Annotated in this window: 25 protein-coding genes and 3 tRNA genes; 9 read left to right on the top strand and 19 right to left on the bottom strand. The window is 72.9% G+C overall.

The window, feature by feature from the left end; translation table 11 throughout:
* The first annotated feature begins 1 nt into the window (after window position 1).
* Window positions 2-202, top strand: a complete 201-nt coding sequence (locus tag OG811_RS17285) for a DUF397 domain-containing protein (protein ID WP_406067076.1) — start codon at window positions 2-4, stop codon at window positions 200-202.
* 98 nt (window positions 203-300) lie between these two features.
* Here OG811_RS17285 and OG811_RS17280 read toward each other — a convergent pair whose 3' ends face one another.
* The 5 genes from OG811_RS17280 to OG811_RS17260 form a co-directional block, all read right to left on the bottom strand.
* Window positions 301-1,350: an ROK family protein gene (locus tag OG811_RS17280; protein ID WP_406067075.1), complete on the bottom strand. Its 1,050-nt coding sequence runs from the start codon at window positions 1,348-1,350 to the stop codon at window positions 301-303.
* A 247-nt stretch (window positions 1,351-1,597) separates the two neighbouring features.
* On the bottom strand, window positions 1,598-2,386 hold the full coding sequence (locus OG811_RS17275; RefSeq protein WP_406067074.1) for a putative protein N(5)-glutamine methyltransferase: 789 nt from the start codon (window positions 2,384-2,386) through the stop codon (window positions 1,598-1,600).
* 11 nt (window positions 2,387-2,397) lie between these two features.
* A complete protein-coding gene (locus tag OG811_RS17270) occupies window positions 2,398-3,516 on the bottom strand; it encodes a cystathionine gamma-lyase (protein WP_406067073.1) in 1,119 nt (372 codons plus the stop codon).
* 7 nt (window positions 3,517-3,523) lie between these two features.
* Complete coding sequence (locus OG811_RS17265) at window positions 3,524-4,531, bottom strand: NAD(P)H-dependent glycerol-3-phosphate dehydrogenase (RefSeq protein WP_406067072.1); 1,008 nt, start codon at window positions 4,529-4,531, stop codon at window positions 3,524-3,526.
* A 67-nt stretch (window positions 4,532-4,598) separates the two neighbouring features.
* Window positions 4,599-5,336, bottom strand: coding sequence for a lysophospholipid acyltransferase family protein (locus OG811_RS17260; RefSeq protein ID WP_406067071.1), 738 nt, complete (start codon window positions 5,334-5,336; stop codon window positions 4,599-4,601).
* A 126-nt stretch (window positions 5,337-5,462) separates the two neighbouring features.
* Here OG811_RS17260 and cofC point away from each other — a divergent pair, with 126 nt between their 5' ends.
* From cofC to OG811_RS17235, 5 genes are read left to right on the top strand one after another with little or no spacing between them, the layout of a single operon-like run.
* The gene (gene cofC / locus OG811_RS17255; protein WP_406067070.1) at window positions 5,463-6,110 is read left to right on the top strand and encodes a 2-phospho-L-lactate guanylyltransferase; all 648 of its coding nucleotides are present in this window, start codon (window positions 5,463-5,465) and stop codon (window positions 6,108-6,110) included.
* Window positions 6,111-6,159: 49 nt separating this feature from the next.
* On the top strand, window positions 6,160-6,357 hold the full coding sequence (locus OG811_RS17250) for a cold-shock protein (RefSeq protein ID WP_406067069.1): 198 nt from the start codon (window positions 6,160-6,162) through the stop codon (window positions 6,355-6,357).
* Between the two features lie 54 nt (window positions 6,358-6,411).
* Complete coding sequence (locus tag OG811_RS17245; RefSeq protein WP_406067068.1) at window positions 6,412-8,769, top strand: RNA degradosome polyphosphate kinase; 2,358 nt, start codon at window positions 6,412-6,414, stop codon at window positions 8,767-8,769.
* 24 nt (window positions 8,770-8,793) lie between these two features.
* Entirely contained in the window at window positions 8,794-10,314 is a 1,521-nt protein-coding gene (locus OG811_RS17240) for a CHAD domain-containing protein (protein WP_406067067.1), read from the top strand.
* Window positions 10,302-11,180 (top strand): NUDIX domain-containing protein, encoded by an 879-nt coding sequence (locus OG811_RS17235; protein WP_406067066.1) that lies wholly within the window; start codon window positions 10,302-10,304, stop codon window positions 11,178-11,180. The genes OG811_RS17240 and OG811_RS17235 overlap by 13 nt, the downstream gene beginning before the upstream one ends.
* 5 nt (window positions 11,181-11,185) lie before the next feature.
* Here OG811_RS17235 and OG811_RS17230 read toward each other — a convergent pair whose 3' ends face one another.
* From OG811_RS17230 to leuC, 4 genes are all read right to left on the bottom strand, one after another.
* On the bottom strand, window positions 11,186-13,135 hold the full coding sequence (locus OG811_RS17230) for an endonuclease/exonuclease/phosphatase family protein (protein WP_406067065.1): 1,950 nt from the start codon (window positions 13,133-13,135) through the stop codon (window positions 11,186-11,188).
* A gap of 137 nt (window positions 13,136-13,272) precedes the next feature.
* Entirely contained in the window at window positions 13,273-13,962 is a 690-nt protein-coding gene (locus OG811_RS17225) for an HU family DNA-binding protein (RefSeq protein ID WP_406067064.1), read from the bottom strand.
* Between the two features lie 172 nt (window positions 13,963-14,134).
* Window positions 14,135-14,722: a 3-isopropylmalate dehydratase small subunit gene (gene leuD / locus OG811_RS17220; protein WP_406067063.1), complete on the bottom strand. Its 588-nt coding sequence runs from the start codon at window positions 14,720-14,722 to the stop codon at window positions 14,135-14,137.
* Window positions 14,723-14,736: 14 nt separating this feature from the next.
* On the bottom strand, window positions 14,737-16,182 hold the full coding sequence (gene leuC / locus OG811_RS17215) for a 3-isopropylmalate dehydratase large subunit (RefSeq protein WP_406067062.1): 1,446 nt from the start codon (window positions 16,180-16,182) through the stop codon (window positions 14,737-14,739).
* A 49-nt stretch (window positions 16,183-16,231) separates the two neighbouring features.
* On the opposite strand from leuC, the gene OG811_RS17210 reads away from it, so the two are divergent.
* Window positions 16,232-16,918 carry an IclR family transcriptional regulator gene (locus OG811_RS17210; RefSeq protein WP_091393133.1) on the top strand — a complete coding sequence of 229 codons (687 nt, stop codon included), beginning with the start codon at window positions 16,232-16,234 and terminating at the stop codon, window positions 16,916-16,918.
* 243 nt (window positions 16,919-17,161) lie between these two features.
* On the opposite strand, the gene OG811_RS17205 is transcribed toward OG811_RS17210, so the two are convergent.
* The 4 genes from OG811_RS17205 to OG811_RS17190 all read right to left on the bottom strand — a co-directional run bounded on the left by OG811_RS17205 (window position 17,162) and on the right by OG811_RS17190 (window position 18,588).
* A tRNA-Glu gene (locus tag OG811_RS17205) sits at window positions 17,162-17,234 on the bottom strand.
* A 163-nt stretch (window positions 17,235-17,397) separates the two neighbouring features.
* Window positions 17,398-17,470 (bottom strand) — tRNA-Glu (locus OG811_RS17200).
* 134 nt (window positions 17,471-17,604) lie between these two features.
* Window positions 17,605-17,676 (bottom strand) — tRNA-Gln (locus OG811_RS17195).
* Window positions 17,677-17,784: 108 nt separating this feature from the next.
* The gene (locus tag OG811_RS17190; protein ID WP_406067061.1) at window positions 17,785-18,588 is read right to left on the bottom strand and encodes a fumarylacetoacetate hydrolase family protein; all 804 of its coding nucleotides are present in this window, start codon (window positions 18,586-18,588) and stop codon (window positions 17,785-17,787) included.
* 172 nt (window positions 18,589-18,760) lie between these two features.
* Between OG811_RS17190 and OG811_RS17185 the strand changes: the two genes are divergently transcribed.
* Both OG811_RS17185 and OG811_RS17180 read left to right on the top strand, forming a co-directional pair.
* On the top strand, window positions 18,761-20,260 hold the full coding sequence (locus OG811_RS17185; protein WP_406067060.1) for a hypothetical protein: 1,500 nt from the start codon (window positions 18,761-18,763) through the stop codon (window positions 20,258-20,260).
* A 35-nt stretch (window positions 20,261-20,295) separates the two neighbouring features.
* Window positions 20,296-21,162, top strand: coding sequence for a 3-methyladenine DNA glycosylase (locus tag OG811_RS17180; RefSeq protein ID WP_406067059.1), 867 nt, complete (start codon window positions 20,296-20,298; stop codon window positions 21,160-21,162).
* 70 nt (window positions 21,163-21,232) lie between these two features.
* On the opposite strand, the gene arfB is transcribed toward OG811_RS17180, so the two are convergent.
* The 6 genes from arfB to OG811_RS17150 all read right to left on the bottom strand — a co-directional run bounded on the left by arfB (window position 21,233) and on the right by OG811_RS17150 (window position 26,020).
* Entirely contained in the window at window positions 21,233-21,658 is a 426-nt protein-coding gene (gene arfB, locus OG811_RS17175; protein WP_406067058.1) for an alternative ribosome rescue aminoacyl-tRNA hydrolase ArfB, read from the bottom strand.
* A 34-nt stretch (window positions 21,659-21,692) separates the two neighbouring features.
* On the bottom strand, window positions 21,693-21,989 hold the full coding sequence (locus OG811_RS17170) for a hypothetical protein (protein ID WP_406067057.1): 297 nt from the start codon (window positions 21,987-21,989) through the stop codon (window positions 21,693-21,695).
* Between the two features lie 110 nt (window positions 21,990-22,099).
* A complete protein-coding gene (locus OG811_RS17165) occupies window positions 22,100-22,954 on the bottom strand; it encodes a S1C family serine protease (protein ID WP_406067056.1) in 855 nt (284 codons plus the stop codon).
* A gap of 38 nt (window positions 22,955-22,992) precedes the next feature.
* A complete protein-coding gene (locus OG811_RS17160) occupies window positions 22,993-23,952 on the bottom strand; it encodes a VWA domain-containing protein (protein WP_406067055.1) in 960 nt (319 codons plus the stop codon).
* On the bottom strand, window positions 23,949-24,974 hold the full coding sequence (locus tag OG811_RS17155; protein ID WP_406067054.1) for a DUF58 domain-containing protein: 1,026 nt from the start codon (window positions 24,972-24,974) through the stop codon (window positions 23,949-23,951). Before OG811_RS17155 ends, OG811_RS17160 begins: the two co-directional genes overlap by 4 nt.
* Window positions 24,971-26,020, bottom strand: coding sequence for an AAA family ATPase (locus OG811_RS17150; protein WP_406067053.1), 1,050 nt, complete (start codon window positions 26,018-26,020; stop codon window positions 24,971-24,973). The genes OG811_RS17155 and OG811_RS17150 overlap by 4 nt, the downstream gene beginning before the upstream one ends.
* Window positions 26,021-26,302 lie beyond the last annotated feature (282 nt).

Raw genomic sequence — 26,302 nt, 5'->3', positions numbered from 1 at the left:
GATGACACCGACGATCACAGCGGCCTTGGCCGCGGCGGCGTGGCGCAAGAGCAGCCGCAGCGGCGACGAGGGCGCCTGCGTGGAGGTGGCCGCGATCCCGCGGCTGGTGGCCGTCCGCGATTCCAAGGACCCGACCGGCCCGGCCCTGCTGTTCGCAACGGCCGCCTGGGCCGCTTTCGCCCAGGCACCACCCCGCCCCTGACCTGGCCGTCACACCGCTGGCCAGGCCGGGTTGCCGCCCGGCCGCACCGGCCCGCCGCGCCGCTGAACAGGGCGCGGCGGGCCGGGGCGGTATCAGGCTCAGGCGACCAGCGGGCGGGGCTCCGGGGCGGCGCGCAGCGCCTCCAGCGCGGCGATAGCCACGCCCCGGGCACCGGCCATGTCCCGTTCCGGCACCAGCGCGAAGGTGGCCACCGCCGCCTGCTCCTCCCGGAGCACGGTGTGCTCGCGGACCGTCGCCAGGAACCAGTCACGGAACTCCGGTGCCGCCTCCACCACCCCACCGCCGACGAAGTACGCGTGCGGGTCGGTGAAGTTCGCCGCCACGGTGAACAGCCGCCCCAGCGCCATCGCCTGCTGGGCGAAGAGGTCCCGCGCGAGGGCGTCCCCCCGTTCGCCGTACCCGCGAACCAGCTTGGCCGCCCGGGCAACCGGCTCGGCGGCGAGCGGGTGGTCGGGGAAACGGGTCAGCCAGTACGGCAGCAGGTTGCGTTCGATGCCGGTCAACGAGGCGACGCTCTCGACATCCCCGATGAAGCCGCAGGCGCAGGTGGGCTCCGGCTGCCCCGGGCCGAGCAGCCCGTTCAGCGGAATGTGCACGTGACCCAGCTCCCCGGCCATGCCGGCCGCGCCGGCAAGCACCCGGCCGCTCTCGACCACACCGCCACCGAGGCCGGTGCCGACGATCGCGGAGACCGACGATCGCTTCATCGCGTCGGTGCCGAAGTACGCGTGGTGGGCGTAGAGCGCGGCCGCGTTGCCGTCGTTGTGGTAGACCACCGGCAGGCCGAGCCGTCGCTCCAGCGCGCCCCGCACGTCGAAGCCCCGCCAGGCCGGCTGGGAGAAGTTGGTGGAGCCCCGCGACGAGATGACGCCGTCGGCGCTGGCCGGGCCGGGAGTGTCCAGCCCAACCGCCCGGACCAGGTCGCGCGGCACACCGGTCTGCGCCAGGGCCCCGTCCAGCGCCCGGGCCAGTGCCTCGATCGCCGCCTCCGGCCCGGACCGCACCTCGCTGGGGATCTCGAGCAGCCCGTCCACCAGGAACCGGCCGTCCACCGTCAGCACGGTGGCGTTGTTGCTGGTGCCGCCATTGTCCAACCCGACGACCACCGGCACCCCTGCGCTGCCCACCGAAAACCGCCTCCCGCCATCATGAGTGTGAGCCGAGGCTACGGCCAAGCCCTCTCCCCCCGCCATGCCCGGGAGGACCGGAACTCCAGGACCGCTGGGCCGACCTGACCCGGCGGCAGCGCCGTCAGGTCTCGTCCTTTGCTGCCAGCCCCATGGCCTCAGATGAAGGGCTGGCCGATGCGACGGGATGCGCAGCGTGGCTTTCCCGGGAACGCGGCGGCGGGCAGCGGGCCCGTGGCGAGCGGGCTCAGTCGGGGCGGCGGGCGACCACCGCGGTGCCGTCCAGGTCGTCGTCGTGCCGCACGCTCGGCACCAGCCCAGCCGCACTGAGCGCCGCGCAGAGCGCCTCTGCCTGCCCGACGCTGACCTCCACCACCAGGTGCCCGCCCGGTGCCAGCCAGTCGCCTGCGGTGGCGGCCACCCGACGCAGCACGGTAAGCCCGTCCGGCCCGCCGTCGAGCGCCACCGGGGCCTCGTGCAGCCGCGCCTCGGGGGGCATCAGCGCCACCGCGTCGGTCGGCACGTACGGGGCGTTGGCCATCACCAGGTCCAGCCGACCCCGCCACTGCCGGGGCAGCGGCGTGAAGAGGTCCCCCTCGTACACCTCGGCGTTCAACCCGGCGAGGTTGCGGCGCGCGCAGGCCACAGCCGCCGGGTCGATGTCGGCGGCCGCCAGCCAGCGCGGCGCGAGCCGGTGCGCCAGCGCGACCGTGGTGGCCCCGGAGCCGCAGCAGAGGTCGACCACGGCCGGCGCCGGGCCGGTCACCTCGGCCGCCGCCTCGACCAGCAGGGCGGTCCGGCCACGCGGCACGAAGACGCCGGCGTCGACGGCGATCCGCAGGCCGCAGAACTCCGCCCAGCCGAGCAGGTACTCCAGCGGTTCGCCGGCCACCCGGCGGTCGGTGAGGTCGGCCAACCTGTCCAGCGAGTCCGCAGCGGCCAACAGCAACTCGGCCTCGTCCTCGGCGTAGACGCAGCCGGCGGCACGCAGCCGACCCACGAGGGCGGCTCGGTCGGTGGGGAACGGTGATGCCATGGGTCTCCTCATCAGACCGGCCCGGCCGCGTCCAGGGCGGCGGCGATGTCGGCCAGCAGGTCGGCCGTGTCCTCTGCCCCGCACGAGAACCGGACGAAGCCGGGCGAGGTGTCGTCGCCCCACTGCGCCCGCCGGTCGGCGGTGGTGTGCAGGCCACCGAAGGAGGTGGCCGCCGCCACCAGTCGGGCGGCGTCGATGAAGCGGGCCACCCGGTCGGCGTCGCCCAGGTCGAACGAGAGCACCCCGGGCATCCGACGCATCTGCGCCGAGGCCACCGGGTACGCGGGGTCGTCCGGCCGCCCCGGCCAGCGCAGGCCGGTCACGTCCCGTCGACCGGCGAGCAGATCGGCGACGGCGGCGGCGTTCGCGCTCTGCCGGGCCAGCCGCAGGTCGAGGGTGGCCAGCGACCGGTGGGCCAGCCAGGCGTCGAACGCGCCCGGGACCGCCCCGGTGGTGGTACGCCAGGCCGTCACCGCCTCGATCAGCTCGGCGGACCGGCTGGCCAGGTAGCCCAGCAGCAGGTCGGAGTGGCCGGTGAGCGCCTTCGTGCCGGAGGCGACCACCAGATCGGCACCGAGGTCCAGCGGGCGCTGACCAAGCGGGGTGGCCGTGGTGTTGTCCACCGCGAGCAGTGTGCCGGCGGCGTGCGCCCTCTCGGCCAGGGCCGCCACGTCGACCACGTCCAGGCCCGGGTTGGCCGGCGTTTCCACCAGCACCAGCCGGACACCCGCAAGCGACGGGTACGGCCCGACGGTCGGCACGAAGAGCACCCGGACGCCGATGGCCTCCAGCACGTCGGTGGCGAACGCCCGAACCGGGAAGTATCCGTCGGCGGGCAGCACCACGGTGTCCCCCGGGCGCAGCAGGGTGAGCAGCAGGCCGGTGATGGCCGCCTGACCGGTGGCGAAGACCCGACAGTCACCGCCTTCCAACTCGCCCACGGCCGCCTCCAGCAGCCGCCGGGTCGGGTTGTCGGGGCGGCCGTAGCCGTTCGGCGAGCCAGCGGGGCCCTGCCACGGGTCGAGGTGGTACGGCGCGGCGAAGACCGGCCCGGGCAGGAACGGGTCCCCCGGTGCCGGCTCGGGCAGACCGGCGCGTACGCAGCGGGTGCCGTCTCCCAACTCGCTCATCGGAGCCTCACTCGTACGACTCGGGTTTGGCGGTGCGGCTCATCAGGGTTTCCACGGCGAGGCGCGGGTCCATCCCCTCGTGGCAGATCCGTTCGACGTGCTCGGTGATCGGCATCTCCACGCCGTGCGCCCGGGCCAGGTCGCGGATCGCCAGGCAGCTCTTCACGCCCTCGGCGGTCTGCCGGGTGGCGGCCTGGGCCTGCTCCAGCGTCTCACCCCGGCCCAGATGCTCCCCGAAGGTGCGGTTGCGGGCCAGCGGGGACGAGCAGGAGGCGACCAGGTCGCCCATGCCGGCGAGGCCGGCGAAGGTGATCGGGTCCGCGCCGAGCGCCACACCCAGCCGGGCCGTCTCGGCCAGCCCTCGGGTCATCAGCATGGCCCGGGTGTTGTCGCCGAAGCCCATCGCGGTGGCGATGCCGTACGACAGGGCGATCACGTTCTTGACGGCCCCGCCCAGCTCGCAGCCGATCACGTCGTCGTTGGTGTAGGGGCGCAGGTAGGGCGTCCGGATCGAGGACTGCACGAGCACGGTGCGGTGGCTGTCGGTCCCGGCGACCACGGTCGCGGCGGGCTGCTCGGCGGCGATCTCCGGGGCCAGGTTCGGACCGGACACGACGACCACCCGGTTCGCGGCGACCCCGGCGGTCTCCACGATGACCTCGCTCATCCGCTTGGTGGTGCCGAGCTCGATGCCCTTCATCAGCGACACCAGGGTGGAGTCCGGGTGCAGGTGCCCGGCCCATTCGGCGAGGTTGCCACGCAGGGTCTGCGACGGCACGGCCAGCACCACCACCTCGGCGCCGGTGATCGCCTCGGCGGCGTCGGCGGTGGCGGTGACACGGGCCGGCAGCAGCAGGTCGGGCAGGTACTCCGGGTTACGGCGCTCGACCCGGATGCTCTCGGCGACCGGCGCACGACGGGCCCACACCGTCACGTCCCGCCCCGCATCGGCGAGGATCTTGGCGAACGCGGTGCCCCAGGAACCGGCACCGAGCACCGCGACGTGCCCGCTCATGCCACCGCTCCGCTTCGCTTCGCGGCGGCCTGAGCGGCGCCGCTGCTGAGCCTGATGATTCGCTCGCTCATGCCAGGTCACCCTGCTGCTCGGGCCCGGCGGAGGACCGGTCCGGTCGCTCCCACAGCGGCGGCGGGGTGCCGCCACGGATCTCGGCGAGCATGTCCCGCAGCCGCAACATGATGGTGTCCGTCATCTCTTCGAGGGTGGCCCGGGTCGGCTGGGCGTCCGCCCACCGGCTCAGGTCGATCGGTTCCCCGGCGACAACGGTCACCGGAATCCGGGGGCGCAGGTTGACGCGGCTGGTCCGTGGGTCGAAGATCCGCTCCGGCCCCCACATCACCACCGGTACGACGGGGACGCCGGTGGCCAGGGCCAGCCGGGCGGCGCCGGTCTTGGCCTTCATCGGCCACAGCTCCGGTTGTCGGGTGATGGTGCCCTCCGGGTAGATCACCACGGCGCCACCCTGATCGAGCGCGGCGACCAGGGCGTCCAGTGAGCGGACCGCGTCGACGCTGCCCCGCTCGACCGGGATCTGTCGGCACCGGTGCAGGATCCAGCCGACCACCGGCACCCGGAACACGCTGGCCTTGCCCAGGTACTGCGGCCAGCGCCCGGAATCGTAGATGAAATGCGCGGAGACCAACGGATCGGCGTGCGACAGATGGTTCGCCACGATGATCACGCCGTCGTCGCGGCGGAGGTGCTCCTGGCCACGCCAGGTACGCCGGGTCCACACGGTCATCACGGGCTTGACCAGCCCCACGGCGAACCGTTGCCAGAACCCCAGCCTCCGCCGTGCCACTGTGCCTCCTCGTCGCGCCCACCCCGCCGCGAAACCCCGCCCGCGACACCCGCAGCGGAAATCATGCCTGCTCGCCCCCGGTACGGCCAGTGAGGGTCCCGGCGTCCGGCTGGCAGGATTGCCGACGTGAGTCAGCCGAGGTGGGCCGTGGTGGTGCCCGTGAAGCATCTGACCGCGGCCAAGAGCCGGCTGCGGGGCGCGCTGCCCGGCGTACCGCACGAGGAGCTGGCGCTGGCGCTGGCCGCCGACACGCTCCGCGCGGTGCTGGCCTGCCCCGCGGTCGCCGAGGCCCTGGTGGTCACCGACGACGCCCGGGTGGCGGCGGCGGCCCGGATCGCCGGCGCGCGGGTGCTCCCCGACGCGCCGGACGCCGGCCTGAACGCCGCGTTCCGGCACGGCGCGGCCGGGGCCATCGCCGCCTGGGTGGCCGGGCTCACCGCGGATCTGCCGGCGCTGCGCCCGGCCGAGCTGGCGGGCGCACTGCTCGCGGCGCAGAACGGCCGACCGGCGGTACGCCGGTTCGTGCCGGACGCGCCCGGCGGCGGCACGGTGCTGCTCACCGCCCCGCCGGGCGTACCGCTGGATCCCCGCTTCGGGGTGGGCTCGGCGGCCGCGCACGCGGCGAGTGGGGCACTGCCGCTCAGCGGCGACTGGCCCAGCCTGCGCCGGGACGTGGACACCGCCGCGGACCTGACCGCCGCGGCCCGGCTCGGGCTGGGGCCGCGCACCGCCGCGCTGGTCGCGGCCGGCCGCCCGGCCCGCTCCGCGGGCTGACCCCTCCCGCCCGCGTCGCAGGCAGACCCCCCGGGTGTACGTTGCCAACATGCAGGGCACGGTGGCCAGTTACGACGCGGCGACGCGCAGCGGTGTCCTGCTGCTCGACGACGGCACCGAGATGCGCTTCCCCGCCCGGGCCTTCGACGCCTCCGGGCTGCGGCTGCTCCGGCTCGGCCAGCGGGTTCGCATCGACACCGACCCCGACGGCGAGGTCGTCCGAGTGGCATTGCCGACGATGATCTGAGCCGGCGAACCCAAGTTCATTTTGCGTTTACCGGAATCGGGTGATTATGAGCAGGTGAGCACCCCTCGCGAACAACCCGCCCGCCCGCCGGCCACCGACCTCCGCAACGGCTCCCGCGTACGCGGCGCCGACGGCCGCTTTCGGCCCTCCCGCGCCGAGCGGGCCAGCGCCGCCCGCGCCGACACCCTCGCCGACGACCCGGGCACCGCCTCCTCCGGGCTGGACGAGGTCCTCGACTCCGAGCCGACCACCGACCCGGACGGCCCGGCCGCCGGTGACGTCCATCCGGTCCTGCCGAGCAACCTGCCCACCGACGCCCGGGACGAGGACGAGAAACCGCCGGCGCCTCCGCTGCCGGAGGACCGGTTCCTCAACCGGGAGCTCTCCTGGCTCGACTTCAACGCCCGGGTGCTCACCCTGGCCGAGGACCAGCGCACCCCCCTGCTGGAACGGGCCAAGTTCCTGGCGATCTTCGCCAGCAACCTCGACGAGTTCTACATGGTGCGGATCGCCGGGCTGAAGCGGCGACTTTCCGCCGGCCTGCCGGTACGCGGCGGGGACCGACTGCCTCTGCGTACCCAGCTGGCGCTGATCGCCGAGCGCACCACCGAACTGGGTGCGCGGCAAGCCGCCTGCTTCGTCGACGATGTGCTGCCCAAGCTGGCCGACGAGGGCATCCGCATACTGCGCTGGGGCGATCTGGGCGACCCCGAGCGGGAGCGGCTGCGCACCTATTTCCGGGAGCACATCTTTCCGGTGCTGACCCCGCTCGCGGTGGACCCGGCGCACCCGTTCCCGTACATCTCCGGGCGGTCGCTGAACCTGGCGGTGGCGGTTCGCGACCCCGACGGCGGTTCTGAGCTGTTCGCCCGGGTGAAGGTGCCCAACAACGTCCCCCGCTTCGTCCGGGTGGACCGGGACCAGCCGGGCGTGCGGATGCTGCCGGTGGAGGACCTGATCTCGGTGCACCTGGGCCAGTTGTTCAGCGGCATGCAGGTGGTCGAGTGCCACCTGTTCCGGGTCACCCGCAACGCCGAGGTGGAGGTCGACGAGGACCGCGACGAGGACCTGCTCCAGGCTCTGGAGCGGGAGCTGGCCCGGCGGCGGTTCGGCCCGCCGGTCCGCCTGGAGGTGGCCGCGTCCATCTCTGACCACATGCTGGAGCTGCTCGTCCGCGAGCTGGACATGAGCGACCAGGACGTGCAGCGGGTGCCCGGGCTGCTGGACCTCTCCGCTTTGTGGCAGGTCTACGGCGAGGCCGACCGGCCGGACCTCAAGGACCCGCCGTTCGTGCCGTCCACCCATCCCCGGCTCGCCGAGGGCGAGGTGCCGCGCAGCGTCTTCGCCACCCTGCGCGACGGGGACATCCTCGTGCACCATCCGTACCACTCGTTCGCCACCAGCGTGCAGCGCTTCATCGAGCAGGCCGCCGCCGATGAGAACGTGCTGGCCATCAAGCAGACCCTCTACCGCACCAGCGGCGACTCCCCGATCGTCGACGCGCTGGTCGACGCGGCCGCCGCCGGCAAGCAGGTGGTGGTGCTGGTGGAGGTGAAAGCCCGTTTCGACGAGGTGGCCAACATCGGCTGGGCCCGCACGCTGGAACGCGCCGGCTGCCACGTGGTGTACGGCCTGGTCGGCCTGAAGACGCACTGCAAGACCGCGCTGGTGGTCCGCCAGGAGGGCAACCAGATCCGCCGGTACTGCCACATCGGCACCGGCAACTACCACCCGAAGACCGCCCGGATGTACGAGGACTTCGGCATGCTCACCGCCGACCCGGAAATCGGCGCCGACCTCACCGACCTGTTCAACGTGCTCACCGGCTACAGCCGACAGACCGCGTTCCGGCGGTTGCTGGTCGCCCCGCAGGGCATCCGCAGCGGCCTCATCGAGCGGATCGAACGGGAGATCTCCCACGTCCGGCTGGGCATGCCCGGCCTGGTCCAGTTCAAAGTCAACTCACTTGTCGACGAGGGGGTGACCGACGCGCTGTACCGAGCCTCCCAGGCCGGTGTGCATGTCGACCTGCTCATCCGGGGCATGTGCACGCTGCGCCCCGGGGTGCCAGGGTTGTCGGAAAACATCCGGGTCCGCTCGATCCTCGGCCGTTTCCTGGAGCACTCCCGGGTCTTCCGGTTCGGCAACAACGGCGAGGCCGAGTTCTGGATGGGCTCGGCCGACCTGATGCACCGCAACCTCGACCGTCGGGTGGAGGCGCTGGTGCGGGTGAGCGACCCGGTCGCCCGCGCCGAGCTGGACCACATGCTGACCGCCGCGATGAGCCCCGACGTGGACGCGTTCGACCTGGCCGGTGACGGCAGCTGGACCCGGCGTACCGGCGGGGACGACACCGCCCGGACGCATCTGCAGGAACTGCTGCTGCACCGCGTCGGTGGCACGGCCAGCTGACCGATCAGCGCATAGGCTGAGCTGATGGTCGAGGAGGAGCAGAAGTACGAGGTGGACGACGCGTACGTGCTGCCGGACCTGACCGCCACCGCCCCGGCCGGAGGTCGGATCCGGGCGTTGCCACCGGCGACGCTGGTCGCCCGCTACCTCGACACCGTGGACCTGCGGCTGGCCCGCGCCGGTGCCTCGCTGCGCCACCGCCGGGGCGACGAGTTGCCCTGGACGGTGAAGCTGCCGACCGGGACGCCGGGCGTCCGGCACGAGATCTCCCGCCCTGGGCCGAAGGGGCAGCCTCCGCCGGAGCTGGTGGAGTTGGTCACCGTCCTGCACCGGGGGGCGCCGCTGGCCCCGGTGACGGTGATCCGGACGGTCCGGCACGCGTACGAGGTGTGCGACAAGGCCGGCTCGGTGCTCGCCGAGGTGGTGGACGACCGGGTGACCGTGCTCGACGACTCCGGCGCCACCACTGGCACGTTCCGCGAGCTGGAGGTGGAGCTCAAGGCCGGCGACCGGAAGCTGCTCGACCGGGTCGGCGCGGTGCTGCGCGAAGCGGGCGCCCAGGGCGGGTCGTTCACCCCGAAGCACGTACGGGCGCTGGGCGCGACGGCGCAGGCCGATCCGGACCTGGTTGCGCCCGCCGGGCTGACCGTCGAGCCGAGCGCCGGCGACGTGGTGACCGAGGCGGTCCGCAAGGAGATCCGCCGGCTACTGGCGCACGATCCGCTGGTCCGGCTGCGCGCCCCGGCCGCCGGTGGCCACACCGCCGTGCACCAGATGCGGGTGGCCTGCCGACGCCTCCGCAGCGATCTGCGCACTTTCAAGCCGCTGATCCGCAAGACCTGGTCCCGTCCGCTGCGCACCGAGCTGCGCTGGCTCGCCGGTGTCCTCGGCGCGGCCCGCGACGCCGAAGTGCTGCGCGAACGGCTGCGCCGCACCGCGAGCGCCGATCCGCTCAGCCCCCTCGACCAGGGCGCGGTGGACCGGCTGGACGAGGTGCTCGCCGAACGGCAACAGCTGGCGCTCACCGCCATCGACGAGGCGCTACGCTCCGCGCGCTACCTGGCCCTGGTGGACACTCTGGTGCTGGCCGCCCGCGCGCCCCGGCTCACCAGGGCGTCGGCTGCCCCCGCGGCGGAGGCGCTGCCCGCGCTGGTGGCCCGGCCCTGGGGGCGGCTGACCGGGCCGGACGGCGTCGACGGGCTCGACGCACAGGCGCCGGACGAACGCTGGCACGCCGTTCGTAACGAAGGCAAGCAGGCCCGGTACGCGGTCAACGCGGTGGCACCGACGGTCGGCGAGGGCGCACGCCGACTGTCCCGCGCCCTTGCCCGTGTGCAGGACGTGCTCGGCGAGCACCAGGACGCGGCCGTGGCAGCGGAAAGCTGGCTGGAAATCGCCGCCGAGCGGCCGGACGACCACGAGCTGGCGGTCACCGCCGGGCGGCTGGCCGAGCGGGACCGGGAGTCGGTACGCCGGATGCGGGAACTCTTCCCGGCCGCCTGGCACCGGGCCACCCGGCGGCGGCGGACCAGTTGGCTGCCGTGACCGGCATCCGGGCGGCGGGCGGGGTGGCCTGGCGGCCGTCCCCCGATGGCGTACGCGTCTGCCTGGTCCACCGCCCCCGCTACGGCGACTGGACGCTGCCGAAGGGCAAGCTGGAACCGGGCGAGCATGCGCTGGCCGCGGCGGTCCGCGAGGTGGCCGAGGAGGCCGACGTGCGGGGCGTGCCGCAGGTCCGGCTGCCGTCGGTGCGGTACCGCAGCGAGGGGCAGGCCAAACTGGTCGACTACTGGTCGATGCTCGCGGTGGCCAGCGGCGGTTTCCAACCGGACACCGAGGTGGACGACCTGCGCTGGCTCGCGGTGGACGACGCGATCCAGTTGGTCAGCTATCCCCACGACGCCGAGGTGCTGGCGGCGTTCGCCGCGCTGCCGTCGGTGACCGCGACGGTCGCGCTGGTCCGGCACGCGCACGCCGGCAAGCGGGCCACCTGGTCCGGCCCCGACGTCGGGCGACCCCTGGACGCCGAGGGGTGGGCCCAGGCGAGCACGCTGGCCGAACTGGTCGCCCTGATCCGGCCGGCCCGGCTGGTGTCGGCGTCACCGCGACGGTGCGTGCAGACCCTGGACCCGACCGCCGCGCTGCTCGACCTGCCGATCGAGATCTGCGGCGACCTGGACGAGCCGCAGCCCGGCCAGCAGAGCGACGAGCGGATCCTGGCCACCGCCGCCCGGCTGCTGGAGCTGGCCAACGCCGGTGGACAGGCGGCGGTGTGCGGCCAGGGCAAGGTGCTGCCGGGTGCCCTGGAGCGGCTGACCGGCCGCACCGACGCGGACTTCACCACCCCCAAGGGCGGCGGTTGGTTGCTCGCCTTCGCCGCCGACCGACTACTGGCCGCCGACCGCCTGTAGCGCTGTCAGCGGGGCGGAAGGGTCAGGGTCACCGCGACCGGCAGGTGGTCACTGGCCGTGCTGCGCGGCGCGACCGGGTCGCCGGGGGTCAGACCGGGCGAGACGAAGATGTGGTCGATCTGCTCGCGCGGGTCGTCGGCCGGGCTGGTCGCCAACGGCCGGGCCGCCGCCAACGCGTCGACCAGACCCGCGTTGATGAACTGCCCGAACGCCTCGTCGCCCGGCTCCGTGTTCAGATCACCGGCCACCACCAGGGGCCGGCCGGCCGCGTACCGCGTAGCGAAATCGGCGACCGCGCGGGCCTGGACCACCGGGCCCCGCCCCGGCGGAGGTTGCAGGTGGGTGCTGACCACGGCGGCACGGACGCCGGCACCGAGGTCCAGCGTGACGGCGAGCGCCTGCGCACCGGTGGGCGCACCGACGGCCGGCAGGGGGAGGGTCCGCGGATCGCTCACCGGCCAACGGCTGAGCACCGCGTCACCCCAGACGGGGTCGGCGGCCGGCCCGAAGACGTACGGCATACCGAGCCGGTCGGCCAGCAGGTCCAGAGTGTCGTGCCCACCGTTGAGCAGCCAGGCCCGGTCCACCTCGCTGAGCAGCACCACGTCGGGCCGTTGCCGGTCGACGGCCTCGGTGAGCCCGGGCAGGTCGAACCGACCGTCCAGCCCGAAGCCCATCCGGATGTTGTACGCCACCACGGTCAGCCGTTCCGGTGGGCCGTCCCGGTTGCTGGCCACCGGCACCTCGTCGGCGAGCACCGGTGCCAGCAGGGCCAGCGCGGTGACCGCGGCGGCGGCCCGTAGCGGCGGGAACGGCCCGGGGGCCCGGTCTACGACGGGACGGGCGACGAACGCCACGACGGCGACCAGCCCGGCCACCACCACGGGCACCGCCGCGTTGGGGTAGCCGAGGTCGTAGGCGGAGTAGTACCCGACCGCCCCCAGCGCGAAGACGAGCATGCCGGCGGCGACGGCGTACCCCCGGCGGGCCGCCAACCGCCGACCACCCGCCAGGTCGCCGGTGTCGCTGGCCGCGTCGGCGGCGTTCGCGGTGTCGCTGGCCGTGAGGCTGGCGTCGTCGGTCAGGGCGAGGCAGGCGCCGAGACCGACGGCGGCGAGCAGGATGGCCGGGAGGAGCAGGTCGCCCCGGTTGAGGGCGAACAGCACCGCGCCGGCCAGCAGTGCCACCGGCCCGTACGCTCGGCCCCACCGCCGGGGCGGGCGGGTCAACGCGGTGAACAGGAACGCGGCAACCGCCACCGGCACCGGCGCCAGGCCGAACAACGGCGAACGCGCCACCCCGTCGCCGGCGACCAGGTACGACATCCCGGTCCGGGCCAGCGCCGGGGAGAGCGCCACCAAACCGGTGAGCAGCAGCGCCGGCCCGGCCAGTAGCCAGGCTCGCGTGCCAGCGGGACCGGTAGGGGTGCCACCGGCGCCCGCCCGCCGGACGGACCGCGCCGTGCCGAGCAGGAACAGCGCCACCGCAACGGAGCTGAGCAGCCAGGCCACCCGGTCGCCCCGCCAGACCAGGTCGAAGGTGTCCAGCACCGCGTGCAAGGCCGCGTTGACCGCGAACCCCAACGCCAGCCCCGGGACCGGTCGGTCGGTGTCGGCGGCGACACCGACCAGCCAGACCAGCCCGGCGAGCAGCCCGGCGGTGGCCAGCCAGAGCTGCGCACGCCCGCCGGGCGCGGCGGTCAGCATGAGCCGGGCGACCGCGAGCGCAACAGCGGCGGCGACCGTGACCGGGCGGGCGCCGACCCGGCGGACCACTGCGGGTGCGCCCAGCGCGAGCACGAACCAGCCGAGGGCGAACGCGCCCATCAGCTCGGCCGGCGTGGACGCCGCCTGGCCGAAGATGGTGATGATGCCGGGCAGCCAGACCCGCAGCACGTCGATGAGGAGAATGACGCCCAGCGCGAGCGTCCCGGTGGTGAGCTGGCGGTAGCGCACCGGCGCCCCATTCCCGTCGGCGGGCCGGCGGAGGGGGCCGGCACGGCGATTCTGCGCGAGCGGGCCGACCGGGTCAACGGTTCCGTACGCCGAGAGGGCGCCCACCAACGGGTGGACGCCCTTCCGTAGAGGGTCGGTCAGCGCTTGCTGGCCGCCTTCTTGGCCGGAGCCTTCTTCGCCGGCGCCTTCTTGGCCGCCGTGCTCTTGCTCGCCGCCGCGGTGGTCTTCTTCGCCGCGGACGACTTGGTCGCCGCGGTGGTCTTCTTCGCCGCCGCGGTGCTCTTCTTGCTGGCGGCCGTCTTGGTCGCCGTGGTGCTCTTGCTCGCCTTGGCCGGGGCGGTCTTCTTGCTGGCGGCGGTCTTGGTCGCCTTGGCGGTCTTGGTCGCTGTGGCGGTCTTGGTCGCCTTGGCCGGGGCGGTCTTCTTGCCGGCCGCCTTGGCCGCCGCGGTTGCCTTGGCGCCCGCCGCCTTGGTGCCCGCCGCCTTGGTGCCCGCCGCCTTGGCCGTGGCGGTGGTGGCGGTCTTCTTCGACGCCACCGTGGCCTTCGGCACCTTGCCGCTGGCCACCATCTCCTTGAATCCGGCGCCGGGGCGGAAGGTCGGGACAGATGTCTTCTTGACCTTCACCGCCTCGCCGGTACGCGGGTTGCGCGCTGTTCGCGCGCCACGCACACGCTTTTCGAATGCTCCGAATCCGGTGATCGCCACCTTCTCGCCCTTGGTGACCGCCGCCTGGACCTCGGTGAGGACCGCCTCGAGGGCGGTCGTCGCCGTCTTCCGGTCCCCCAGGCGAACGGCGAGCGCCTCGATGAGCTCGGCCTTGTTCACGACTTCCTCCCGATTGTGCAACTGACTCGTCGCGAGCCATTCTGCGCGCACGTTATGCCCTGTGCTGCCGGGACACAAACATTCGGTAGAAAAAACCCCTTGTGTCGTAACGGATTCACCCCCACCGGTTGGACCGATGGGGGTGAAATCCGCTGCGCGGTGGGGCGTGCCGCTATGCCACGGAGGGCAGGAACGGCAGTCGGCGCGCCTCGTAGGAGTCGATGTCGGCGGCGTGCCGGAGGGTGAGTCCAATGTCGTCGAGGCCTTCCAGCAGGCGCCAACGGCTGAAGTCGTCCAGCGGGAACGACCAGCTGGCGTCCCCGGCCCGGAGCTGGCGGGCGGTCAGGTCGACGGTCACCGGGGTGGTCGGATCCGCCTCGACGAGGTCCCACAACTCTTCGACGGCTTTCAATTCCAACTCGACCGGCAGCAGACCTTCCTTGAGGGCATTGCCGCGGAAGATGTCACCGAAGCGCGGAGCCACCACCGCGCGGAAGCCCCAGTCCCGCAGTGCCCAGACAGCGTGCTCCCGGGAGGAGCCGGTGCCGAACTCCGGGCCGGCGATGAGGATCGACGCACCGGAATAGGTTTCATCGTTGAGCACGAATGTCGGATCTTCCCGCCAGGCACTGAACAGCCCGTCGGCGAAACCCGTCCGGGTCACCCGCTTGAGGTACACGGCCGGGATGATCTGATCGGTGTCCACGTTGGACCGCCGAAGCGGCACGGCGGTGCCGGTGTGGGTGGTGAACTTGTCCATCTCCTCGGTCCCTTCTACAGGTCGGCGGGGGCGGCCAACCGGCCGACCACGGCGGTGGCGGCGGCGACCGGCGGGGAAACCAGGTGGGTACGCCCACCCCGGCCCTGACGGCCCTCGAAGTTGCGGTTCGAGGTGGAGGCGGATCGCTGGCCCGGCTTCAGCGTGTCGGGGTTCATCCCCAGACACATGGAGCAGCCGGCGAACCGCCATTCGGCCCCGGCGTCCGCGAAAACCTTGTCCAGCCCCTCGGCCTCGGCGGCTTCCCGCACGGCGGCGGAACCGGGAACCACGAGCATCCGGACGCCGTCGGCCACCTGGTGGCCACGCAGCACGTCGGCGGCAGCCCGCAGGTCCTCCAGTCGGCCGTTGGTGCAGGAGCCCACGAAGACCACGTCGATGGGCAGCTCCCGCAGCGGGGTGCCGGGGCGCAGATCCATGTACTCCAGAGCGCGGCGGGCGGCGGCGCGCTCCGAGTCGGTGGTGAACTCCTCCGGGTCCGGCACCGGCGCGCTCAGCGGCGCTCCCTGGCCGGGGTTGGTGCCCCAGGTGACGAACGGGGTGATCCGGCTGGCGTCCAGGGTCACCTCGGCGTCGAAACGCGCGCCCTCGTCGGTGGGCAGCGTCCGCCACCACGCCAGCGCCGCGTCCCAGTCCGCGCCCTGCGGCGCGTTCGGTCGACCCTTGAGGTACGCGAAGGTGGTCTCGTCCGGCGCGATCATGCCGGCTTTGGCACCCCACTCGATGGACATGTTGGCGATGGTCATCCGCCCCTCCATGGAGAGGGCCTGGATCGCCTCGCCGCGGTACTCGACGATGTGCCCGCGACCCCCGCCGGTGCCGACCTGGGTGATCAGAGCGAGCACCAGGTCCTTGGCGGTGACGCCGGGAGCGAGGCGGCCGGTGACGTTCACGGCCATCGTCTTCGGCCGGCTCTGCGGCAGCGTCTGGGTGGCGAGTACGTGTTCCACCTCACTGGTGCCGATGCCGAAGGCGAGCGCACCGAACGCGCCGTGGGTGGCGGTGTGCGAGTCGCCGCAGACGATCGTCATGCCCGGCTGGGTGAGGCCGAGCTGCGGGCCGATCACGTGCACGATGCCCTGGTTGTCGTCGCCGAGTGGGTGCAGCCGCACCCCGAACTCGGCGCAGTTGCGGCGCAGCGTCTCGATCTGCGTACGCGACGTGGGGTCCGCGATGGTGAGCAGGTCACCACGGCGGAGACGGAACGCCGGGTCGGCGTACCCGGTCGGGGTGTTGTGGTCCTCGGTCGCGAGGGTCAGGTCGGTACGACGCACCGGGCGCCCGGCGAGCCGCAGCCCGTCGAATGCCTGCGGGCTGGTCACCTCGTGCAGCAGGTGCAGGTCGATGAAGAGCAGATCCGGCTCACCAGGGGCGGACCGTACGACGTGCGCGTCCCAGACCTTCTCGGCCAGGGTCCTCGGCTCAGGAGTGACTCCCACCATCTGGACATCCTAAATTCTGGGAGGTAAGTTTCGGCTTGTGGGACACAGTATGAGCGGTGTCGGCGTTCTCGACAAGGCGGTGGTCATCCTGGCCGCCTGCGTCGACGGCGCCAGCCTGGCCGAACTCGTTGAACGCACCAAGCTGCCCCGAGCCACCGCGCATCGGCTGGCACAGGCTCTGGAGATCCACCGGATGCTGGTACGGGACACCCAGGGCAGATGGCGCCCCGGCCCCCGCCTGGGCGAGCTGGCCAACGCCGCACCGGACGTTCTGCTGACCGCCGCCGAGCCGCTGCTGGCCGCGCTGCGCGATGCCACCGGTGAGAGCGCACAGCTCTACCTGCGCCGCGCCGACGAGCGGATCTGCGTGGCGGCGGCAGAGCGCGCCAGCGGCCTACGGGACACCGTTCCGGTCGGCTCGGTGCTGCCGATGACCGCCGGCTCCTCGGCCCAGATCCTGCTCGCCTGGGAGCCGCCGGAGGCGGTGATGCCGCTGCTGCCGCGCAGCAAGTTCACCGGCCGCACCCTGGCCGAGGTGCGCCGCCGTGGGTGGGCGCAGAGCGTCGCCGAGCGGGAGGCCGGTGTGGCGAGCGTCTCCGCCCCGATCCGCGACCGCACCGGCCGTGTGATCGCCTCGGTCAGCATCTCCGGCCCGATCGAGCGCCTGGGCCGCCGCCCCGGCGAACGCCACGCCATGGCCGTAGTAAGAGCCGGCCAACGCCTCTCCGGCCTCTAACTACCCCCCCCCCCCCCCGGCCCCCTCCCCCTCCCCTCCCCCGCCCCTCCGCCGCGTCGATCTAGGGCAGATGGTCGTTAGATGATCTCCGATCGCTGCAATCTGCCCTAGATCGACGCGGCATTTGCACCGCGCGAGCCCGGCAGGAGGGGCGCGCAGGCGGGCGGGAGGGGCGCGCGGGAGGGCGGAGGGGAGGGGACGGATAAAGGCTCGTCTCGCGGAGCGAGACGAGCCTTTGGTTTGTAGCCCCGACCGGATTCGAACCGGCGCTACCGCCTTGAGAGGGCGGCGTCCTGGGCCACTAGACGACGGGGCCAGAACTATTTCCGTTCACCGCCCTCGCGGGTGGTGCGGCTGTAGTCTAGCGGCACGGTCGGTTGGGGTGAGCGCGGGGTACGGGGCCGCGGCAGCGCGGCGGTAGGGAAGAAACAGACAACGAAACAGCCCGCCTCACCAGGTGAGACGGGCTGTGCACAATGTAGCCCCGACCGGATTCGAACCGGCGCTACCGCCTTGAGAGGGCGGCGTCCTGGGCCACTAGACGACGGGGCCAGAACTACTTCTTGCTCCCCCACCCTGGCGGGCGGAGGAGCTGCACTCTACCAGAGACCACCCTCCGCCCCCGAGGGGGCGGAGTCGAACTCCGTCAGAATCCAGCGTCTGGAATTCTCGCGAATCCAGCAGCGCTGGGGTACCAGGACTCGAACCTAGACTAACTGAACCAGAATCAGTCGGGCTGCCAATTACCCCATACCCCATTGGCCCCTTGCGGTGCCGGGAGTGAACTTTACCCTCCCGGTGCCGACAGGCCAAATCCGATCCCCCCGAACCGCCGGTGAGCTGCGGAAACAGGGGCATCAGAGGGATCAGGCGACGGGAACCACCGGGTTGGTGAGCTCGCCGATGCCCTCGATCCGCACGGTGACCGTATCCCCCTCGACGAGCGGGCTAACCCCTGCGGGAGTGCCGGTGAGAACGACGTCGCCGGGCAGCAGTGTCATCACGTGCGAGATGTACGACACCAGGCCCACCACGTCGAAGACCATGTCCTTCGTCCGGCCGAGTTGGCGTACCTCCATCTCCTCTGGATTGCGACCCACCTCACATCGGATCTCCAGGTCGGAGACGTCCAGACCGGTGGTGATCCACGGGCCGATCGGGCAGAACGAATCGAAGCCCTTGGCCCGGGCCCACTGCCCGTCCGACCGCTGGAGGTCCCGAGCGGTGACGTCGTTGGCGCAGGTGTAGCCGAAGATGGCGCGTTCGGCGGCGGCGCGGTCGGCGCGGCGCGCGCCCGGCGCCCCGATCACGACCGCCAGCTCCGCCTCGTGCTCGACCTGCTTGGAGAAGATCGGCAGTCGGATGGCGTCGCGGGGGCCGATCACCGAGGTGGACGGCTTGAGGAAGAGCAGCGGCTCCTTGGGCACCTCGTTGCCGAGCTCGGCGGCGTGGTCGGCGTAGTTGCGACCGACGCAGACGACCTTGCTGGGCAGGATCGGCGAGAGCAGGCGAACGTCGGAGAGGGCCCAACGGGCCCCGCTGAAGGACAGTTTGCCGAACGGGTGACCCTCGATCTCGGCGATGGTCAGGCCCTGCGGCCCGGCCTCCGGTTCGCCTTCGACGGCACCGAACGACATTCCCTTGGCATGGGCAAAACGAGCGATACGCACCCGGCCAATCTAGTCCCGCCGACACCCCCACCGGTCAGGACCGGCCGTCTGGTGTGCTCAACCCGTCAGCGCGGCACCCTATCGGGGCTGGGGGTGACCGGGGCAAGCTTCCCGACTTCGTACCCGCACGGAGGCAGGTCGCACCTAGCGTCGGCTCCGGAGGTTCGTTCGTATGCCTGCATCGACACGACACCACAGAGCCCTCGCAGTGTTTGTGCACTGCCTCGGTATCCTCGCCGCCGTGCCGGCCCTGCCGGCGGCGGCCCCGGAGGCGGCGGCCGCGCCACGAACACCGGCCGCCACAAGACCATCGGTCGCCACACGACCACCACCGGCGGTCACGCCACCACCGGGCGCGACTCCACCAACGGCTGCCACGCCACCAACGGTTGCGGCGACACAATCGGCCGCCGCGATGCCCGGGGTCCCGATGGCCCCGCTGGTCAAGGCCACGCAGCCACCGGTTGCGGTGGTCGCGCGGGTGGCCCAGCCCACCCCGCCCTCGGCGCCACCGGCGGTGGCACCACCGTCGCGGCCACCGGCGTCGGCACCCCCGCAACAGGTCACGGTGGCGGTCGCCCCGGAAAGCAGCCCGGCACCGAAGTACCGGATCCAGGTGCGCAACGTGGGCAACGCACCGGTCGACACCACCGTGCGCCAGGAGCTGCCACCCGGCTCGTCGCCGACCGCGATCAGCGCCGGCGGCCGGTCCACTCGGGCCGGCGGGTCCACCACCGAGGTGACCTGGCGACTGCGGCTGCCGGCACACAGCACCACCACGCTGGGCACCGCGCTCGCCGCGACCGCGCCCGGCCAACCGCTGACCGCGCCCGCGTGCGCGTTCACCAGTGACGGCACCCGGCCGTACGACTGCGCCACGGCCACCTGGAAGGCCGCGCCGGCACCGACACCGGCGGCCAAGGTCACCGAGGCGCCGCCCTGGCGCCGGTACCCGGTGCTGCTCGCCGGCCTGGGGGGCCTGCTGCTCATCAGCGCCGCCCTGGTGTGGGTGTGGCGTCGTCGGCGCGGTCGTCGGGTGACGGCTGCCGCACTGGCCAGCAGCGGCGGCGGGACGATCTATCCACGCCCGGCAGCCCCGCGCCCGGCGAGGCGTCGGCGTACCCCGCCGGTCTGGTTGTTGGTGGGTGCGGCCGTGGTGGTGCTGGCCGGCGTCGTCGGCACCGCGGGATGGACGGCGACCCGGCGGGTCTCGGCGATCGACACGCAGAAGCAGCCCACCAGCGGCGCGTGGATGGGCACCGCGGTCACCGGGCCGGTGGGCGTGCCGCTGCGTGAGTCGGCGTTCGAGTTCACCGTCTACCGGATGTCCTGCGGCGCGCCCGGCACCGCCGGGAGCGCTGATGGCGGTGCCGCATTCGCGAACGGCCGACGCTGTCAGGCCACCGTGGGTGTGCGCAACGTCACCGGCGACCATCAGCCCTGGCACGGCCAGATGCAACGCGCGTACCTGCCCGGCGGGCGCTGGGTGAGCACCGACGAGCCGGCCACGCGAGCGGCCAACCTGGGTCGGGACGTCTTCGCCGACCCGATGGCAGCGGGCACCCGGATGGTGCTCCCGCTGGTCTTCACCGTCGACGGACGGGACCCGCCCCAGCAGCTGGAGCTGCGCAGCGGTGTGTTCTCGGCCGGTGTTCGGGTGCACATGCCCTGACCGGCGGGGTGGGCGGCGGTCGTACCCTGGGGTGCGTGACCGCCGCCCTCGCCCCTGCCGTGCTCGACGTGGCCCAGTGGCAGGCCCGCCGGCGGGCCCACGAGGAGCGGGTGGACGTCTGGTTGACCCCGCACCTGGCCCGCCGACGGCGCGGTGAGCGGCATCCGGTGGCCGACTTCCTGTTCACCTACTACTCGCACCGCCCGGCCCAGCTACGACGCTGGCATCCGGGGGCCGGGGTCGAGCTGCGCGACGCCGACCCGGCCGAGTTCGGCCGGGACTACCGCGCCACCGCCGCCGGGGTCACCCTCGACACCGATGCGGTACGCGCGCGGCGCGGCGAATCGATCGCCTGGATCCGCTCCCTGCTCGCGGCCACCGGTGGACGGGCGCCCCACTTCGGCTGCTTCGGGATGCACGAGTGGGCGATGGTCTACCGACAGACCCGTGCGGAGCTGCGGCACAACGCCTGGCCGCTGCGGCTGACCCCGGAGCGGACCGCCGAGGTCGTCGAGGAGCGGGGCGTACGGTGCAGCCATTTCGACGCGTTCCGGTTCTTCACACCGCCGGCCCGGCCGTTGAACCTGCTCACCCCGACTCGGGAGTCGCAGCACGCACTCGAACAGCCGGGCTGCCTACACGCCAACATGGATCTGTACAAGTGGGCGTACAAGCTGTCCCCGCTGGTCACCTCGGAACTGGTGGCCGACACGTTCGACCTGGCCCGGGAGATCCGCACGCTGGACATGCAAGCCAGCCCGTACGACCTGGCGGCACTCGGCTATCCGCCGGTGCGGGTGGAGACTCCGGAGGGTCGGGCGGAGTACGCGGCGGCGCAGCGCGCGTTCGCCGACCGGGCCGCTGTGCTGCGCGACCGGCTGCTCGCCGCCGTCCCGGCCTGAGCCGGGCCTTGCCGGGCTCGACGATGTCGCGGTGTCGCGTCGGCCCCGTGGTGTGGCGGTCGGTCAGGCCCTAGTCGTCGTCGACGCGGCGGTCCCGCTTGCGCTGGGACTGGCGCTTCTTCTCGGCCAGCCGGCGTTCCTTGGCACCACGGGACGGGCGGGTCGCTCGGCGGGTCGGCGGTGGAGGTGCGGCGGCCTCCCGCAGCAGTGCGGTCATCCGTTCGCGGGCCGCCTCCCGATTGGCCAGCTGGGCCCGGTGCTCGCTGGCGGCGATCGTCAGCACCCCGTCGACCAGGCGGTTGGCCAGCCGGGCCAGCGCCCGCGATCGCAGCCACTCGGGCACGGCCGGCGAGTTGGCCAGGTCGTAGCTCAGCTCGACCCGGGAGTCCGCGGTGTTCACACCCTGCCCACCCGGCCCCGACGAGCGGGAGAAGCGCTCCCGCAGCTCCCCGGCGGGGACGACCCACCGGTCGGTCACCCGCAGTCCGTCGTCCACGCCCCGAGGCTAACCCGCGGCGGCCCGCCGGGGGTCATCGGTGCGGGGGCTCACTCTGCGTCGGGGACTGGCTGGGCGCCGGTCCGGCGCTCTCCTCGTCGGAGCCGACCGCCGCGTACGCCACCGCGCCGAAGAGCAGCAGCGCGATCACCCCGGCTTTCACGGTGACCCCACGGATCAGCGACCAGGCGCCTCGACGGGCGCCCGGCACCGATTTCTTGACGGTCTGGTAATCGTTCCACCCGCGTCGTGCCCGGGCATACGCCGACCCCACTGCACATCCGATGATCAGGCCCACCAGCAGGAGGACCGTGAGAAGAGGACGCTCCACCTCCGCCAGTATCCATACCGAGCGTAATATTTCCATGGCCCGATGCTGGCGGGCCGGATATCTGACAGTGGCAGCGTTGTCACTGCCCCCTGCCAGGCTGTTCGAGCAGCTCAGCCACCCTTGCCGATGATTGTGTCGGCGGTCTGCTGCACCTGGTCGATCGGGATGGCGAACCCGATGCCGATCGAACCGTTTCCGTCGATGGTGGCGATGGCGGTGTTCACCCCGACCACCTCCCCCCGGGCGTTGACCAGTGGCCCACCCGAGTTGCCGGGGTTGATGGACGCGTCGGTCTGCACCGCACTGTGCCGGTTGTTGCCCAGCCGCACCTGGCGGTCCAACGCGCTGACGATGCCCGCGGTGACCGTCCCGGCCAGACCGAGCGGTGAGCCCACCGCGAGCACCGGCTCACCGACCCGGGTCGCGCCCGGCTTGGCCATCGGCAACGGGGCGAGACCGGCCGATGCCGGCACCTTCAGCACCGCCAGGTCGCTGCGCGGTTCCCGTCCGACCACCTCGGCGGCGAACCGCCGGCCGTCGGGCAGCTCCACGGTCACCGGCCCGCCACCCCCCTTGGCCAGGATGTGATCGTTGGTGATCAGGTGCTGCTGGTCGTCCACGGCGAAGCCCGAGCCGGTCGCGGAGCCGCCGCTTCCGCCACCGGCCAGCACCGACACCACCCCGGGTACGGTCCGCGCGGCCGCGGTGACCAGCTCGGCCGGCACCGGGGCGGCGGACGCCGCAGCCGGGCCCGGAGCCCCGTCCCGGCCGGCCACAACGCCACCGGCGACGCCACCCGAGACGGTGGAGAGCGCCACCACCGCAAGCGCGGCGAGCAGCCGTCGGGGCCGTCGCCCGCCCGGGTCCCGCTCGGGCGTGTCCCACCACCCGCGCCCGTCCGGGTCGAGTTCCGGTGAGATGAACCAGGGCCCGCGCGGTTCGCCCAGTCCGGTCTGCACTGCCATGCGTACTCCTCACGGTCGACGTCGGTTGTGTGCGGCGGTCAGGGCAGCCGGGAGAACCAGCGCATCGAGCCGGCGGCGGCGCCCATCGCGAACACCAGGCCAAGGCCGATGAACCGGGCCGAGATGTCCTGCCGCTCGGTGCGGTAGCCGACCGAGCTGCCGATGTCGTCGTAGACCGCGCGCAGCTCGTCGTTGGTGCTGGCCTCGTGGAACATCCCGCCGGTTTCCTCGGCGACCGCCTTGAGGGTCTGCCCGTCGACCGGCACCTGGATGGGCCGTCCACCGCGGTCCACGAACCCGGACGGTGTTCCGAAGGAGATGGCGTGCACCGGCACCTCCGCCTTCACCGCCTCCGCCGCCGCTTCCATCGGGTCCATCCCGGAGGTGTTGGCACCGTCGGAGAGCAGGATGATCCGGGCCGGCGGCGTTTCCTTCGCGGCCTCGCTGTCCAGGCTTTTGATCGCGCCGAGTGAGGTGTTGATGGCCTCGCCGATCGCGGTGCCCTGCACGCCGGTGATTCCCTCGGCGAGCCGGCCGATCCCCTCGTCGAGGGCGTCCCGGTCGGTGCCCGGCGGCACCAGCACGGCGGCACTGCCGGCGAATGCGACGAGACCGACGTTGAACTCGTCGGGCAGGCCCTTGACGAAGCGCCGAGCCGCCTGCTTCGCCGCGCTCAACCGGTCCGGTTCCACGTCGGTGGCGAGCATCGACGTGGACACGTCCACCGCCACCATCACCGTGGCACGTTCCCGGGGCACCCGAACCTCGGCGCTGGGGCGGGCGAAACCGACCACGAGCAGCGCCAGCATGGCCAGGAAGAGCCCGGCGGGTACGTGTCGACGCCAGGCGGGCCGCTCCGGCGCCACCCGGTCCAGGAGCCGCAGGTTGGTGAAGCGGACCGCGTACCGGCTGCGTCCGCGCTGCATGACCAGGTACGCGACGACCAGGACGAGCACGCCGAGCAGCAGCCAGAGTCGCAGTGGCGACTGCCAGATCACGCGGCACCTCCCCGTGGGTGACCGACCGGCGCGGCGGCCAGCCGACGTTGGGCGTGTACGTGCCGAACGATGTCCGCGCTCCAGTCCCGGTCGGTGCGCAGCGCCAGGTGGGTGGCTCCGCTGCGGCGCAACGCCTGGTGGACCTGATCGCGCTGGGCGGCGGCGGCCTCGGCGTACCGCTCGCGCAGCCGACGGTCCGATGTGCACACCTCGCGGCGTCGGCCGGTCTCCGGGTCGACGAGCGTGATCAGGCCGACGTCCGGCAGCTCCAGCTCACGCGGGTCGGTCACCTCGATCGTCAGCACCTGGTGCCGGCCGGCCAGCCGACGCAGGGTCCGCTCCCAGGGCGCCGGCTGGCCGGGATCGTCGGGTAGGCCGTCGAGGAAGTCGGAGACCACCACGACCAACCCGCGCCGGTTGGCGATCCGGTGCAGCGCGTCGAGCCCGTCCGCCAGGTCCGGCGGCGCGGCCGTCGGCACGTGCCCCGGCCGACCGTCGGGCGCGGTCGCACGCGGGGCGGCGAGCAGCGTGCGGAGCAGAGCAAGCAGATGGGTACGCCCGCTGCGGGCCGGAAAGCGGCGTACCCCGTCGGCCCGCAGCACCTGGGCGCCCAGACGGTTGCCGACGCCCGCGGTCAGGAAGCCGACCGCCGCGACCGCAGCCACCGCCAGTTCCCGCTTGTCCAACTCGGCGGTGCCGAACTCCATGCTGGCGCTGCCGTCGACCAGCAGCCAGGTGGTCAGTTCCCGGTCGGCGTCGACCTGACGGACGTGCGGTACGGCGGTGCGGGCCGTCACCGCCCAGTCCATCCGCCGGACCTCGTCCTCGCCCGGCCGGTACTCGCGGCTGCCGGCGGGTTCACTGCCCGGTCCGGGCAGCAGGCCGCGGTACTGGCCGTGCAGCAGGCCGTTCAGTCGGCGCGTGACGGTCAACTCCAGGCGGCGCAGCCGCTGGTCCGGCGCCAGCTCGGCCAGGCCGGGGTCGGCGGGCGCGGCGGCCGGCGCGACGTTCACCCGTCTCATGCCGCCGCCAGATCCGGCGCCTGTAGTGGGTGTCCGCTGGCCAACCGGGGAGGTGGCACCGCCTCGACGAGCCGTCGGACCACGCTCTCGGCTGACACCCCGTCGGCCACCGCGTCGAAGGAGAGCACCAGCCGGTGGGCGAGGACGTCGACGGCCAGATCGCGGATGTCCTCGGGCAGCACGTACTCCCGCCCGCGCAGCAGGGCCTGCGCCCGGGCTGCCGCGACCAGGCCCAGGGTGGCCCGCGGGCTGGCCCCGTACGCCAACAGCGGGGCGATCTCCGGCAGCCCGAACCGGCCCGGGTCACGGGTGGCGAGGATCAGCCGCACCACGTACTCGGCCAACGCGTGGTGGACGAAGACTTTCTCGGCGTGGACCTGGAGGTCCCGCAGCCGTTGTGCGTCGAGCACCCGGCGCGGGCTCGGCCGGTCGGTGCTCATCCGGTAGAGGATGGCCAGTTCGTCGGCGTCGCTGGGGTAGCCGACCACCACCTTCATCAGGAACCGGTCGCGCTGCGCCTCCGGGAGCTGGTAGACCCCCTCGGACTCGATCGGGTTCTGGGTGGCCAGCACCAGGAACGGCTGCGGGACCGGCCAGCTGCGCCCGCCGATCGAGACCTGCCGTTCGGCCATCGCCTCCAGCAGCGCCGACTGGACCTTCGCCGGGGCACGGTTGATTTCGTCAGCGAGCACCAGGTTGGCCATGATCGGGCCCAGCTCGATGTCGAAGGTCTCCTTCGAGGCCCGGTAGATCCGGGTGCCGACGATGTCGGAGGGCACCAGGTCCGGGGTGAACTGGATTCGCGAGAAGGTGCCGCCGACCACGGTGGCGAGGGTCTGCGCGGCCAGTGTCTTGGCCACGCCGGGGACACCCTCCAGAAGGCAGTGCCCGTTGGCGATCAAAGCGGTGAGCAGGCGTTCGACGAGGCGGTCCTGCCCAACGATCACGCGTTTGACCTCGAAGAGGGTCTGTTCCAGCTCGACGCCGGTCGGCTCGGGATCGACCGAGCTGGGCATGCTGGCCAGGGTGTCCGAGATGTCCGTCACGGTGCTTGCTTCCCGGGCAGGTGCCCGGCAAACGTCGGATTGTGCGGCCCGAACCGGCCCGCAGCAGCCCGAATGGGGATGAGCCGCGCGGAAGTGTGACGACCGGCGCGAGCCCGTCGAGGCAAGCACAACCGTCCCGCGACGGCCAACGGCGACCACGACCGGCACGACGCGACCGAGGACGTTGATCGACTCGGTGTCACGGAAACCGGGGTGTTCACATGCCCAGGACATCCCGACTTCCAGGAAGCCGAGTGGATCAAGACCGGAGCACGCTGGCCG

It is taken from the genome of Micromonospora sp. NBC_01638 (assembly GCF_045209745.1).
Lineage (GTDB): Bacteria > Actinomycetota > Actinomycetes > Mycobacteriales > Micromonosporaceae > Micromonospora.
The sequence above is the reverse complement of the archived record's forward strand: the minus strand, read 5'-3'. Positions and strand labels throughout refer to the sequence as shown.